At 63.3% G+C, this 14,038-nt stretch carries 9 protein-coding genes; 4 read left to right on the forward strand and 5 right to left on the reverse strand.

Going from position 1 to position 14,038, the window contains the following annotated elements:
- The first annotated feature begins 47 nt into the window (after positions 1–47).
- Entirely contained in the window at positions 48–2,015 is a 1,968-nt protein-coding gene (locus tag ASD68_RS14665; protein WP_056608042.1) for an autotransporter domain-containing protein, read from the forward strand.
- 75 nt (positions 2,016–2,090) lie between these two features.
- Here the strand turns inward: ASD68_RS14665 and ASD68_RS14670 are convergent, their stop codons facing one another.
- Both ASD68_RS14670 and ASD68_RS14675 read right to left on the reverse strand, forming a co-directional pair.
- Entirely contained in the window at positions 2,091–2,963 is an 873-nt protein-coding gene (locus tag ASD68_RS14670; RefSeq protein ID WP_056608044.1) for a YbaY family lipoprotein, read from the reverse strand.
- Between the two features lie 270 nt (positions 2,964–3,233).
- Positions 3,234–6,296 (reverse strand): TonB-dependent receptor, encoded by a 3,063-nt coding sequence (locus ASD68_RS14675; RefSeq protein WP_056084325.1) that lies wholly within the window; start codon positions 6,294–6,296, stop codon positions 3,234–3,236.
- A 514-nt stretch (positions 6,297–6,810) separates the two neighbouring features.
- On the opposite strand from ASD68_RS14675, the gene ASD68_RS14680 reads away from it, so the two are divergent.
- Positions 6,811–7,107, forward strand: a complete 297-nt coding sequence (locus tag ASD68_RS14680) for a hypothetical protein (RefSeq protein ID WP_156458429.1) — start codon at positions 6,811–6,813, stop codon at positions 7,105–7,107.
- 182 nt (positions 7,108–7,289) lie between these two features.
- Here ASD68_RS14680 and glyS read toward each other — a convergent pair whose 3' ends face one another.
- A complete protein-coding gene (gene glyS, locus ASD68_RS14685) occupies positions 7,290–9,428 on the reverse strand; it encodes a glycine--tRNA ligase subunit beta (RefSeq protein WP_056608046.1) in 2,139 nt (712 codons plus the stop codon).
- Positions 9,421–10,332, reverse strand: coding sequence for a glycine--tRNA ligase subunit alpha (glyQ, locus tag ASD68_RS14690; protein WP_056608047.1), 912 nt, complete (start codon positions 10,330–10,332; stop codon positions 9,421–9,423). Before glyQ ends, glyS begins: the two co-directional genes overlap by 8 nt.
- A gap of 95 nt (positions 10,333–10,427) precedes the next feature.
- On the opposite strand from glyQ, the gene ASD68_RS14695 reads away from it, so the two are divergent.
- Positions 10,428–12,248 (forward strand): GspE/PulE family protein, encoded by a 1,821-nt coding sequence (locus tag ASD68_RS14695; RefSeq protein WP_056608049.1) that lies wholly within the window; start codon positions 10,428–10,430, stop codon positions 12,246–12,248.
- A gap of 32 nt (positions 12,249–12,280) precedes the next feature.
- A complete protein-coding gene (locus tag ASD68_RS14700) occupies positions 12,281–13,084 on the forward strand; it encodes a glutamine amidotransferase (protein ID WP_056608052.1) in 804 nt (267 codons plus the stop codon).
- On the opposite strand, the gene ASD68_RS14705 is transcribed toward ASD68_RS14700, so the two are convergent.
- The gene (locus ASD68_RS14705; protein ID WP_056084306.1) at positions 13,049–13,732 is read right to left on the reverse strand and encodes a rhomboid family intramembrane serine protease; all 684 of its coding nucleotides are present in this window, start codon (positions 13,730–13,732) and stop codon (positions 13,049–13,051) included. The two genes, ASD68_RS14700 and ASD68_RS14705, sit on opposite strands and share 36 nt — an antisense overlap.
- Between the last annotated feature and the right edge of the window lie 306 nt (positions 13,733–14,038).

The raw sequence follows: 14,038 nt of genomic DNA on the forward strand, positions 1-14,038 counted from the left end.
ATTAACGTAACTCGGACATAACAAGTTTTCCGATCAGGAGTGCTTCCATGCCGCGTTCTCGTTATCTCGCCGGGGCCATTTCCGCAGCACTGCTATTCAGCGCCAGTGCCAGCGCCGCCCAGTTCAGCAACGTCGTCGTTTTTGGTGACAGCCTCAGCGACAGCGGCAACCTTTCCACGTTCGCGCAATCGCCGGTGCCCATGCGGTTCACCACCAACCCTGGCACCACCACGATCGAAAACGTGGCGACGGATCTGGGGTTCCAGCTGGCACCCTCGCTCACCGGCGGCAGCGATTACGCGTGGGGCGGCGCCGGCATCAACACCAATTCGCCGGGCACGCCGGCAGGCGTGCCGACCATCACGTCGCAAATCGATGGCTATCTGGCGGCCGGCGCAGTGGATGGCAAGGCGCTTTATTCGGTCTGGGGTGGTGCCAACGATATTTTCTATCACGCCACCGCCGCAGGTGCCGGCGCGACCGCGCAGCAGTTGATCGCTGCCAATACAGCGGGCTTGCCGGCCACGACGGCCGCACAGGTGGCCGCACAGATCAGTTCGCAGGTCATGGCGACCGCCGGCGTCAGTTCGTTCGAAACGGCCGAGCAGGTGCAGGCCAATGTCGCCGCCGCCGCGCAGCAGGAGGTCAAGCTGATCGGCGAGCTGCAGGCCGCGGGCGCCACCAACATCCTGGTGTTCAACCTGCCCAACGTGGGCATCACGCCCTCGGCCAGGTCGCAGGGCGCGGAAGCGGCCGCCTCGCTGAGCGGCTTGAGCCTGATCTTCAACGGCCAGCTCAACGCCGGTATTTCGCGGTTGGGCACCGGCATCATCCCGATCAACACCTACAGCCTGTTGAACGAAGTGGTGGCCAACCCGCAGATGTACGGCTTCAGCAATGTCACTGACCCGGCCTGCACCGGCGGCAGCGGCAGCTCGGTGGCGTGCGCGCCGCAAGGCACGCCGGGCGCCACGGTCACTTATGCGCCGGGCACGGAAAACAGCTACCTGTTCGCCGATGGCGTGCATCCCACGACCGCGGCCCACGCCATGCTGGGCCAATACGTGCTGTCGGTACTGCGCGCGCCGGAACAGGTATCGCTGCTGGGCGAAGCCCCGCTGGCCGCCAACAACGCGCAGACCCGCGCGATCCGCAACGAGATGCTGGCCGACAGCGCCGGCAGCGACACGCGCGCCTTCGTCAACATCGATTACGGCCGCCAGCGCTTCAAGGCCGTCAACGGCGCTCCGAAAACCGACAGCAACAACGTCAACCTCACACTGGGCGCCGACGTACGCGCCACCGATCATGTTTCCGCCGGCATGGCGCTGGGCGTGGGCCAGCACACCGCCGATTTCGCCGGCGGTGGCGGCTACAAGCTGCAGGACATCAGCGGCCAGGCTTATGTCACCTACCATGCCGGCGGCGGCTACGTGGGCGGTTACGCGAACTTCGGACAATCCAACTTCAAGGACATCGAGCGTCGCGTGGCGATCGGCGCCGCCCATCGCAGCGAAACGGGCAAGGCTGACGGCTCGCATCTGGGCGGCGGGCTGACCGGTGGCTGGTGGTTCGATTTCAATGACCTGCGTACCGGGCCGTTCGCCACCGTGGAATGGCAGACCGTCAAGATCAATGGCTACACCGAAAACGGCAACGACAGTACCGCGATGTGGTTCGGTCGGCAGCAGCGCGACGCACTGGTGGCCACCGCCGGCTGGCGTCTGCAGGGCCATTGGCAGGCCGGCAACACGGTGCTGTCGCCTTACGCCGAAGTGGCCTGGAACCACGACAGCAAGGCCGACCCGCGCACCGTCAGCGCCGGCCTCAACAGCATGAGCGGCACCTTCGCCCTGACCGGCTTCATCCCCGACGACAGCTGGGGCACCGCCGACGTGGGCCTATCGGCGCAGCTGACGTCCAACATCAGCAGCTGGATCGGCTACAGCGGCCGCTTCAGCGACAACAGCCAGAAGTACAACAGCGTCAACATCGGCATGAAGATCGGCTTCTGATGATCTGATCGCCATGAAAAAAGCCGCCAGTTTGCGCTGGCGGCTTTTTTTATCTGCTGCAGGGGAAGCCTGCTGCTACTTGTTCTTGCCGCCCGTCGCCAGGCTCAGGATGTTCACGGCCTGCTGGTGCAAGCTCGACGCCGTATCGGAATCCAGCGTCTCGGTCTTGCCATCCGCCTCGTGCAGCTTCAGCACCAGGGTGCCGTTCTCGGCCCAGCTCGCGCTGTCGGTGGACGTCGGCTTGGCGGTCCGGCTGGCCTTCTTCTGCTGCACCGCCGCCCACGGCTTGCCATCCCGGTAGGCGAAATCGGTGCTGGTAAAGCCCTTGTCGCCGTAATCCACCAGCTCGCGGATGAACTTGATATCACCGGCCTGACGGAAAATCTGCCACCCGCGGGAGACGCCGTCACCCAGCTTGGTGCCGCTCTTGACCATCATGCCGCCGATCTGCTGCTCCAGTGAATTGAACGCAGCCAGGTCCTTCTCCGCGGCAGTCTGCTCGGCCACCAGCTGGATCGACACCTCGTTCTTGTTGCCATTGGTCAACACGGGAGCCTGCAGCGGCATGGTGTACTGGCGTTCGCCATCGGTCAGCTGCGCCTTGACCACATACAGGTCCGACGGATTGACTTTGGCGGGATCGAAAGTGAGCTCGAACGACTGCGGAAACGTCGTCGCGGGCGACACCGTCTTGCTGGCCAGCGGCGCCGTGCCGGTCTGCGCCGTCGACGACACGTTGACCAGGCTGATCACCAGGTTCGCCTTCGGCGACAACTGCGCCGGCTCGCGCAGAGCGACCGTGCCGCTCACCACGTTGGCCGCGACGCCGGAAGCCGCGCTGCCCGACGCGGCAACGCCCGCGCCGTTCTGCTGCGACGAAGGGGATGCATTGCACCCGGCCAAAACCAACGCCGCAAGTGACGTCAGCAACAAAACCAGCTTGCGCATGGGGAAACCTCGAATTCTGCGTTCAACGGACACGAACCTGTCAGACGTCGTAACGCCACAGTCATTCGCGGGGGAAACCCGGAGCATAGCGGAAACAGTCCGGCTGGAAAAGTCAACCGGGTATTCACCCGCGTTAGCGGGTTTTCCGCCCCGTCGTCCGGACACCGGGCTGGGCAGAACGCGGGTTTGCCCACGCACGAAAAAGGCCGCCGGAGAACCGGCGGCCTTCTTGTCACTCAAACAGCAGTGAATTTGCTACCTAACTCACCATCAATAGTCGTACGACACACCGAAACGGACGTAACGCGGGGTCGTCGCACCGTATGGACGGCCATAGCTTGCGCTCGTCGAGATCGGATAGGTCTGCGTGATCACCTGATTGTCGAACACGTTGTAGACCATGGCGTTGAAGGCCAGCTTCTTGCCCGCCCACTCCGGACGGTACTCGGCGCTCAGATCCACGCGGTACGTCCAGGGGTGACGCGTATCGCCCGGCTGCGTCCACTTGCCGTTGCAATAGTGATAGTACGGACCGTAGCCCAGACCAGGGTTGGTCTGTCCCGGGCCGTAGTAGCCCAAGCAGGTCTTCGGCGCACCAGACGCAATGGCCACGTTGCCCGAAACCAGCCATTCCGGAGCAATCTGATACGAGCCATACGCTTTCAACTGATGGCGACGATCATTAGCCAGCGCGCCGTTGGCGTACTCCATGGTCGCGGCGTAATCCCAGTCCACCGTGGCCGACACGTCTTCCTGACCGATGTCCGAACGAACCTGGCCTTCGCTGTTGCCGTAGCTGCGCGAATACAGGTAATCGATCTTGCCGAACCACTTGCCGTCGAACGGATGCTCCAAGTACAGATCGAGACCGTAGTAGTGACGCTTCATGGTGGTGTTGAAGCCGAAATCTTCCTTCCAGCGCATCGGCACTTCGTAATAGCCGCCGTCCAGCTTCTTGATCGAGTACACCGCATCCTTACCCGGGTTCATCAGGAAGCTACCGGGAATCTGACCAACGTCATAAGTGGTGGGATCGATGCCCATCTCGTCCATCTTGGCAAGGATCGAGGGCGCATCACCGATGTCGTCGATCGCGTTGCGAAGATTGCGGTAGGTAGCCTTCGCACCGAAGACCCACGCGTCACCCAGCGACTTGTCGAAACCGAAGATGTACTCGTCCTGGTACTCGGACGTCAGATCGCCCGCCGAACCCACCTTCGGGTCACGCGGCTGACCGTACTCACCATTGGCAGAAAACGGCTGGCCAGCACCTACGCTGGTATCGAGGGCGTGCAAGCCGACGGGCACGCCATTAGCATCAATACTGTCGTAGGTGTAGTACTCGCGGGTATACAGCGACGAACCTGCCGAACGCTGCGCCACACTGCTGGGCAGGGCGAGATAGTAGCGACCGGCGTTGCCGTAGACCTTGAAGCTGGAGTCGCCATTGACGTCCCAGCTGAAGCCCAGGCGCGGGGCCCACTGCGGCGACGTCAAGCGCAGATACGGTTCGCCACCGGCGTTGTAGTTCGTGAACTGGTCGTTGCGCAGACCCAACTTGACCAACCAGCGGTCATTGATCTGCCAGCTGTCCTCGATGTACTGCGCACGCTGGACGACACGGAACGACCCATCGTCGTGATACCGGTACCGTGCGACGTAGAAGCCCGTATCACCACCAGGCTGCGATCCGGTGTTAACCACCCACGGGCGCTTCTCCCAACCCGCACCCGTATCGGGTCCACCGACAACGTACGTGTCGGCATCGCCGTCCATGGTGTCGTATTCCCAGGCGTAGCCCAAGCCCGAATCCGGGAACTTGGTACCAGCATCGATATTGTTGACGGTCTGGTTGTCGATACCACCGGTGATCGTGTGATCGCCCAGCTTGTAGCTCAGGTCAACGCGCAAGTTGGTGCTGGTCGAACGGTGGCCGGGCAGGTTGATGGTGGACACCGTCTGGGTGTTCTGGTTGCCGGCGCCCGGGACATCCGGGTTCTGATCGGGGTAACCGAACAGGTACGGATAAGTCGGATCGTATCCGGGCGTGTCGCTGTACCAGGTGCCCTTCATCTTGCCGTACATCACGGTCGCGGTCAGGTCATCGGTGATGTAGCTGGTGAACTTGCCCAGATAGATGTCCGCACCCTTCTTGGTGCTGGTGTCGTAACTGTTGAAACCACCCTCTTCCTGGGTGTCGTAGTCGAAGTTGTTCATCACGCCCTCGTAGGAGGACTTGTTCGACGCCGCGGTGACTTCAAGAATGTTGCGATCGGTGATGTTCCAATCCAGCTTGGCGTACCACTTCGGGTTGTCGTAGCGGTAATGCGTGACATACGGAGCCGCGTTGGAGCCGGTGCTCTTACCCTGCTGACGTTCGGCTTCCACCGCCGCGAAAATGAACAACTTGTCCTGGATCAACGGGCCGCCGACATAGGCATCCACCGTGGTCGTCCAGGACTTGTTGTCGTGGCGATACTGGCGGATGTCACCTTTCGAGCCGTCCTTGTTGCGGTAATACCAGTTGTCCGGGTCGGCCTTGAGGTCATCCGGGGTCCACAGGACCTGACCACCGAAGTGCCACTCGTTGGTGCCGCGCTTGCCGACCTGGCTGATCACGCCACCATCGGAACGACCGTAAGCCGCACCGTAGCCGCCGCTGAGGATTTCCTGCTGATCGATGGCGCCATAGGGAAGGCTGATGCCACCAAAACCGCTAAGCGGATCGGTGGTATTCAAACCATTGAGGTAATAAGCATTCTCGGTGACGGACGCGCCACCGAACGAGACAACGGAACCGCCGGTCGCGTTGGTGAACAGCGAGCTACCCTGGGTGACGCCCGGTGCCAGCAAGGCGATGGCTTCCGCGCTGCGGGCCAGCGGCAACTTGGCCAGCTGCTCGGCGGTGATGACTGTGCGCGAGTCGACGCCGGTCACGTCGATGGTCGGCAAAGCGTTCGCCTGAACCGTGACCGCGGCGAGGTTCCGTGCGCCCTCGGCGCCGCCGAAGGAGACTTCCGTGCCCGAACCCACGCGCAAAGTGACGTTGGAACGGGAATCAACGGTCTTGCCGTCCCGCTGCAAGGTAACCGTATAGCTGCCGAGCGGCAGCGAACCGATGTCATAACGGCCCGACGAATCGACCCCGACCTGACGGGTCACGCCAGACGAGCTCTTGACCGTTACGGTATCGCCGTTGCCGGCGGGAACCTGGCCGAAGATGCTGCCGGTGGTCGCCTGGCCGAAAGCCAAACCGGCAAAGCCCAAGCCGACGGCCATGGCGAGCGCGGTGCGTGGAAGCTGGCGCGCGATGGATGTTTTCCGCGAATTCATAGTGGTGACTCCAAGGTTCTACCCGGGTATCCGGGCGCATGAAACTTATTGTTGGGACCCTAAACTGCCGCCTTCGCTATTGCCGAAGTGCCGCTTCGACCTGCTGCGATTGCTGCGAAGTTCGCCCGACGTTAATTCATGAAATCATGGTGGTCAACACTTTACTAACACGCGTGTACGAAACCTTAACATTTGCACCAGCAAGAACGGGGCTCTTGAGTAACGAAATATTTCGTGCTAGAGCATGATCGGCGTGCCGCATCACGCCAGAATAGTCAGTTCATTCAACAAGCTGTATCGATGGTTTCCGCAGTAACGATTATTGTGAGCACGGATGCCCCGGATTTCGTGCAAGCCGAGGTTAAAGTTCGACCCCTGTCAGCGTTCCATCGAATGGGATTGAAACCTTATGAAAACATTCTCGTCCTCGTCGCTGTTCATCGCTTGCGTCATCCTGGCCACCCCGCTGTATGGGCAGGATGCGCAGAAGGGTCGTTCCGAAGCCCGAATGGAAATGTCGCGGCAGATCAGCACATCGGGCCGGGAGCCATTCGACGTGCAGGCCACCCGTGAAGCGCTGAAGCGCGCGCACCGCAAGCCGCTGATGACGCCGATGGAGTCCACCGAAGCGTTTCTTTCCCTCGATCGCAACAGCGACAAGGTGTTGTCTTTCTCCGAGGTGCCGCCGCGAATGCCTCTGCTGCGGTCCCAGTTCACGCGGTACGACCTCAATGGCGACCATCGCCTGACCTACAGCGAATTTGCGAACTACACCGACGTCGTACCCAGCGATCTGGCGCACAACCCATGACATCGATCCGTTGTCATGAGTGACGGGAACCGGCGGCCGTCAGATCCGAATGGACGCCCAGACGTCCGCGCGCACCGCCGCAATGGCGGGACGTGCAGGTCGCTGATCGTTACAGCCGGTGCTTCGTCAGGAACGGTGGTCGACCGCCCATCAGCACGATTGATCCGATGCCCGACGCGCGGCTACAGCCTGGCGATGTCGGCAATCGCCGTGAACTGATCCTGCAGTTGTCGCAACAAGGCGGTGCGATTGGCACGGGTGGCCGGGTCTTCCGCATTGACCAGTACGCTGTCGAAGAAGCTGTCCACCGGGGCCTGCAACCGGGCCAGGCGGCTCAGTACGGCGGTGTAATCACCCTGGGCCAGGGCATCGCTGGTATCGCGACGGGCAGCGTCCAGGTCGGCGGCGAGCTGGCGTTCGGCGTCGGTTTCGAAGAGTGCCGGGTCCACGGCGGGCAGCGCGGCGCCCCCCTCGGACTCGGATTTGCGCAAGATGTTGGCCACACGTTTGTTGGCGGCAGCCAGGCTCGTGGCCTCGGGGCGGCGGCCAAATTCAGCCACGGCACGCAGGCGGCGGTCGAAGTCGATGAGGCTGCGCGGCTGCACGGCCAGGACGGCCTCGAACTGATTGGTGTCGAAGCCCTGCTCGGCGTAGTAGCCGCGCAGGCGGTCGAACACGAAATCACACAGTTCAGCCGCCAGGACGGCGCGGCGGCCGGGCTTCAGCGCAGGTACGACGCCATCTTTGCCGGGTTTCAGCGCTGCCGACAGCGCGCTGTCGGGTATGAGTTCCAGCGCTTCCAGGAAGCTGCCGTGCAGATCGAGGTCCATGCTCGCCTCGATCAAGGTACGCGCCAGGCCGAGCGCGGCGCGGCGCAGGGCGAAGGGATCCTTGTTGCCGCCGGGTTTCATGCCGATCGCGAAGATGCCGGCCAGCGTATCGAGTCGTTCGGCAACCGCCAGCACCTGGCCGATCGCGTCGCTGGCGATGGCGTCGCCGCCGAAACGCGGCTGGTAATAGCTGTCCAGCGCGTTCGCCACCTGGGCCGGTTCGCCATGGCGATTGGCGTAATAGCGGCCCATCACGCCCTGCAGTTCCGGGAATTCGCCGACCATGCGGGTCAGCAGGTCGCATTTGCTCAGGCTTGCGGCACGCGTGGCGAGCCCGGCGTCGGCGCCGACGCGGTTGGCGACGATGCGCGCCAGTTCCGCCACCCGCACGCTCTTGTCCCACAGACTGCCCAGCGCCTGCTGATAGGTGACGCTCTTGAGCAACTCCTGGTTGTCGGCGAGTGGCGTCTTGAGGTCTTCATCCCAGAAGAACTTGGCGTCAGCGAAACGCGGCCGGATCACCCGCTCGTAACCCTTGCGGATCTCGGCTGGCTCCTTGCTCTGGATATTCGCGATGCCGATGAAGTGTTCGGTGAGCGCGCCGTTGGCGTCGAATACCGGGACGAATTTCTGGTTGGCGACCATGGTGGTCACCAGCGCCTCGGGCGGCACTTCGAGAAAGTCGCGCTCGAACGTGCAGGCAATCGCCACGGGCCATTCGGTGAGGTTGGCCAGTTCGTCCAGCAGGGCGTCATCCATGCGCGGCACGCCGCCGGTTTCGAGCGCGGCCTGCCCAACCTGCTGGTGGATCCGCTGGCGGCGCTCGACCGGGTCGGCCAGCACGTGCGCGGCGCGCAGCGTGTCCAGCCAGCTGTCGGCATCGGCGATCGTCACCGGCTCGGGATGCATGAAACGGTGCCCGTGCGAGATGCGGCCGCTCTTCAGGCCCAGCACTTCGCCGGGAACGACCTCGGCCCCGTGCAGGATCACCAGCCAATGCGCGGGGCGCACGAAGCTGTAGTCGTGATCGGCCCAGCGCATCGCCTTGGGAATCGGCAGATGGCCCAGGGCCTCGTTGATGACCTCGGACAGCAGCGCCGAAACCGGCTGGCCCGGGTTGACCGTGCGCCAGACAAACCAGGCGCCCTTGTCGGTCTCGAGTTTCTCCAGCTGGTCAACGCCGACGCCGCAGGAATGGGCAAAGCCCAGCAGCGCTTTCGAGGGCTGGCCGTCGCTGCCGTGTGCGGCCGCCAGTGCCGGGCCCCGGCGTTCGATCGATTGCGGCGGCTGATGGGTGGCCACGTGCGGGATATGCACGGCAAGCCGCCGGGGCGACGCATAAAGGATGGCGTGATCCAGATCGGCGCCGATGCCACGTTTGGCCAGGCCGTCACAGATGCCGCGCAGGAAGGCCGCGGCGAGATCATCCAGCGCCTTGGGCGGCAGCTCTTCGGTGCCCAGTTCGATCAACAGCGATTCATGCTCAGCCACGGGCCTGCTCCTTTGCCTGTTTCAGCCCCGGAAAACCGAGTTTCTCCCGTTGCGCCACGTAGGTTTCAGCCACGGCGCGCGACAAGGTGCGCACGCGCAGGATGTAGCGCTGGCGTTCGGTGACGCTGATGGCGCGACGGGCATCGAGCAGGTTGAAGGTGTGGCTGGCTTTCATGACTTGTTCGTAGGCGGGCAGCGGCAGGTTGGCGGCCACCAGTTTGTTCGCCTCGCTTTCGCAGACGTCGAACCAATGCAGCAGCTCGGCCACGTTGGCGTGCTCGAAGTTGTAGGTGCTCTGCTCCACTTCGTTCTGGTGGAACACGTCGCCGTAGGTCACCGTGCCGCGCGGGCCGTCGGTCCACACCAGGTCGTAGACGTTGTCCACGTTCTGCAGGTACATCGCCAGGCGTTCCAGGCCATAGGTGATTTCGCCGGTGACGGGGCGACATTCCAGCCCGCCGGCCTGCTGGAAATAGGTGAACTGGGTCACTTCCATGCCGTTCAACCACACTTCCCAACCCAAACCCCAGGCGCCGAGCGTGGGCGATTCCCAGTTGTCCTCGACGAAGCGCAGGTCGTGTACCAGCGGATCGAGGCCCAGCTCTTTCAGCGAACCGATGTACAACTCCAGGATGTTCTCGGGATTGGGCTTGAGCACCACCTGGTACTGGTAGTAGTGCTGCAAGCGATTGGGGTTGTCGCCATAACGGCCATCCGTGGGCCGACGCGAAGGCTGCACGTACGCCGCCGCCCAGGGCTCCGGGCCCAGCGCGCGCAGGAAGGTTGCGGGATGAAAAGTGCCGGCGCCGACTTCGGTATCGAGCGGCTGCAGCAACACGCAACCCTGCGCCGCCCAATAGCGGTTGAGGGTCTGGATGATGTCCTGGAACGTGCGGGCGGACATGGTTCTCCGTGACCTTGCAATAAAGCGCGTTAGTATAGCGGCAGCTTGCCTCGACGCTGGTTGCGGCCAGCCGGGGCTCACGGGAATTCATTCGGATGGCCATGTCACCGCCAATCGCGTCGCTGCTCGGCCGTCGCGGCCGACTGCAACTGGACGATCTGCTGGCTTCGCTGGTGGTGGACGGCTTTCTGCTGGGTGACGATGCGAAACGGGTGCGCATGGGTATCCGCGCCGGACGCGCCACGGTGGAACTGCACCCGCTGGTGCTCGTGGCCAACGCCAAGCTGCCCAATCAGCGCGACCCCGGCCGGCCGCTCAGCCTGGAAACGCTGACCGAATGGCTGGCGGCGAAAGCCGACCTGCCGTACCTGAAAATCGATCCGATGAAGATCAACGCTGGCGCGGTCACCCAGGTGGTCAGCCACGCGTATGCGCAAAGGCACCGCATCCTTCCGGTCGCCGCCGCCCCTGATTCGGTGACGTTCGCCACCTGCGAACCGTTCGATGCGGCATGGGCCGGCGACCTGTCGCAGATGCTGCGGCGCGACGTGAAGCGGGTGGTGTCCAGCCCGCTGGACATCAATCGCTACCTGCAGGAGTTCTACGGCGTACAGCGCTCGATCCAGATGGCGCAGGATGCCAAGGGCAATGGCTACGACACGTCCGCCCTGCTCAACTTCGAGCAACTGGTGGAACTGGGCAAGACGGGTGAAGTGGGCGCGGACGATCGCCATGTGGTGCATATCGTCGATTGGTTGCTGCAGTACGCGTTCGAACAGCGTGCATCGGATATCCATCTGGAACCACGCCGCGAGGCCGGCCAGATCCGTTTCCGCATCGACGGCGTCATGCACAAGGTGTTCGAGCTGCCGCCACCGGTGATGACGGCGGTCACCGCGCGCATCAAGATCCTCGCCCGCATGGACGTGGCCGAGAAGCGCCGCCCGCAGGACGGCCGCATCAAGACACGCTCGTCGGCCGGGCGCGAAGTGGAACTGCGCATCTCGAACATGCCCACCGCGTTCGGCGAGAAAGTGGTGATGCGTATCTTCGACCCCGACCTGGTGGTGAAGGATTTCGCGCAGCTCGGCTTTTCCGCCTCGGAGGGTACCCAGTGGCGCAGCATGGTGGAGCGTCCGCACGGCATCGTGCTGGTCACCGGCCCCACCGGTTCGGGCAAGACCACGACGCTCTATTCCACCCTCAAGCATCTGGCCACGCCGGCACTCAACGTATGCACGGTGGAAGACCCGATCGAGATGGTGGCCACCGAGTTCAACCAGATGCAGGTGCAGGCATCGATCGATCTCGATTTCGCCGCCGGCGTGCGCACGCTGCTGCGGCAAGATCCCGACATCATCATGATCGGCGAAATCCGCGATCTGGAAACCGCTCAAATGGCGGTGCAGGCGTCGCTCACCGGCCACCTGGTGTTGTCCACGCTGCACACGAACGACGCGCCCAGCGCCATCACCCGCCTGCTCGATCTGGGCGTACCGCATTACCTGCTGCAATCCACGCTCACCGGCGTAGTGGCGCAACGTCTGGTGCGAACGCTATGCGTCCACTGCAAGGAAGCCACCTCGCAGGATCCCCACACGTGGGCCGTGCTGACCCACGGCTGGTCGATGCCCGTGCCGGAGCAGGTGTTCCGCCCGGTGGGCTGCCTGGAGTGTCGCAACACCGGTTTCATGGGTCGCACCGGCATTTACGAAATGATGATGCTGTCCCCGCACTTGCGGGCGCTTGTGTCGGCGCAACTGGATCTTGGCAAGTTCGGCCAGGCCGCACTGGATGAAGGGATGCGCCCGTTGCGGATCTCGGCGGCCGACCAGGTCGCCAAAGGCCTCACCACCGTGCAGGAAATCCTCACCGTATTGCCCCCGATCGACGCGCTTGGCGACAGCGCACCGTAACCCGCCTCTTTCCACCTGCCCTTCCAGCCCGCATGAAATTTCCACCCAACCGTTTTCCGCCGTCCAAACCCGTTCTGGTGATTCGCACCGGTCACGCGCCCAAACCCATCCGCGCCCGACATGGCGACTTCGCCCACTGGTTCTGTCTCGCGGCGCGGTTGCCGTCCAGCCAGGTTCGCGTCATCGACGTGACCGCCGGCGAACGCCTACCGGCGCCCAATGAGGTGGCGGGAGCGCTCATTACCGGTTCGGCCGCGATGGTTACCGAGCGCGCCGCATGGAGCGAGCTCACTGCCGGCTGGATCCGCAACGCCATGGACGCCGAACTGCCGATGTTCGGCATCTGCTTTGGCCATCAGCTGATGGCGCACGCCTTGGGCGGCCGTGTCGATTATTTGCCCGGGGGGCGCGAGATTGGCACCTTGCCGATCGACTTCCTGGCCGACGCCCCGCTCGACGCCCTCACCGAGGGAATGCCGACCAGCTTTCGTGCCCACACCACGCACGAACAAAGCGTTGTGGAAATTCCACTCGAAGCCACCGTGCTCGCCCGTTCCGAGCGCGACCCCAACCACCTGGTGCGCTATGGCAAGCAGGCCTATAGCGCGCAATTCCACCCGGAATTCAATGCCGAGGTCATGCGTGCCTATATCCGGCGCAAACATGCCGACATGCAGCGGGAGGGGTCCGACCCGCGCCAGATCTTCCGCGAGGTGGCGGCTACGCCGGTGGCCCGCGGGTTGTTCCGTCGGTTCGTCCATCTCCACATGGGGCAGAAGGCGGCGCCCTCCCCCACCGACTCAATAGCGCAAGCGGCGCGCCACGGCATCGCGTGAGAACAGCGCGAACACCAGGCCGACCATGAATCCGCCGATGTGCGCCCACCATACATAGGCGCCGTAGCTGGGGCCCGCGTAGCTGAAAAGCAGCTGCAGCAGCACCCAGATACCGATCAACAGGTAGGCCGGCACGCGGACGAATTCCAGATAGAGCCCCAACGGCAATACCAGCCCGAGCTTGGCCCGCGGAAACAACGCGACATACGTGCCCACCACCGCCGAGACCGCGCCGCTGCAGCCGATGATCGGCAGCCGCACACCGGCCAGGGACAAGGCCCCGATCAGATTGGCCACGATCCCGCCGATCACGAACAATGCCAGGAACCGCAGCGACCCCAACGCCCGCTCACCCGGCAGACCGAAAATAAGCAAAAACAACAGGTTGCTCATCAGGTGCAACCACGTGACGTGAATGAACAGCGCGGTAAACAGACGCAGCAACGCAGGGTCCACCAACTGCGGCAGCCATGCCTCGTGGGTATCGAAGATATTGGCGGGCACCGTGCCCCATTCCAGCAACAGCGCGATACGCGTCGGCACAGGCGTCAACGCCAGGCCCACGAAACACATGACGCAAAGACACACGATCAACGCGGTCGCCCAATGCCACCGGGCGCGTCGACGCGTTTCGACATGGACAAACAAGTGCGCACTCCTCAGGTGCGCGACATGGCGCGCCTTCCCCATCATAGATGAGCATCAGCTTGTCCATATCGCGCGCACTGTGCGCGGCGCTGGTCCATCGCATCGACTCGACGAACAAACCAGGCCAGATATCGACGGAAGCCGTCCTCAACAGCGCTATCCAATGCCCGGACGGTGCGCTTCGTCAGCCGGATAAAAAGAAGCCGCGCAAAAGAAAAACCCCCACCGTTTCCGGTGAGGGTTGATCAGGATAAAGCCCCTGGCGGTGACCTACTCTTGCATGGGCGAGCCACACTACCATCGGCG

Origin of the sequence: Rhodanobacter sp. Root627, from assembly GCF_001427835.1 — a bacterium.
In the GTDB taxonomy this organism is placed as follows: Bacteria; Pseudomonadota; Gammaproteobacteria; order Xanthomonadales; family Rhodanobacteraceae; genus Rhodanobacter; species Rhodanobacter ginsenosidimutans.

Bases quoted from the DNA above. Each gene is read 5' to 3' on its own strand.
- glyQ (WP_056608047.1), bottom strand. From the start codon at position 10,332: ATGTCCGCCCGCACGTTCCAGGACATCATCCAGACCCTCAACCGCTAT.
- ASD68_RS14695 (WP_056608049.1), top strand. From the start codon at position 10,428: ATGGCCATGTCACCGCCAATCGCGTCGCTGCTCGGCCGTCGCGGCCGA.
- ASD68_RS14670 (WP_056608044.1), bottom strand. From the start codon at position 2,963: ATGCGCAAGCTGGTTTTGTTGCTGACGTCACTTGCGGCGTTGGTTTTG.
- ASD68_RS14665 (WP_056608042.1), top strand. From the start codon at position 48: ATGCCGCGTTCTCGTTATCTCGCCGGGGCCATTTCCGCAGCACTGCTA.
- ASD68_RS14675 (WP_056084325.1), bottom strand. From the start codon at position 6,296: ATGAATTCGCGGAAAACATCCATCGCGCGCCAGCTTCCACGCACCGCG.
- ASD68_RS14700 (WP_056608052.1), top strand. From the start codon at position 12,281: ATGAAATTTCCACCCAACCGTTTTCCGCCGTCCAAACCCGTTCTGGTG.
- ASD68_RS14680 (WP_156458429.1), top strand. From the start codon at position 6,811: ATGTCGCGGCAGATCAGCACATCGGGCCGGGAGCCATTCGACGTGCAG.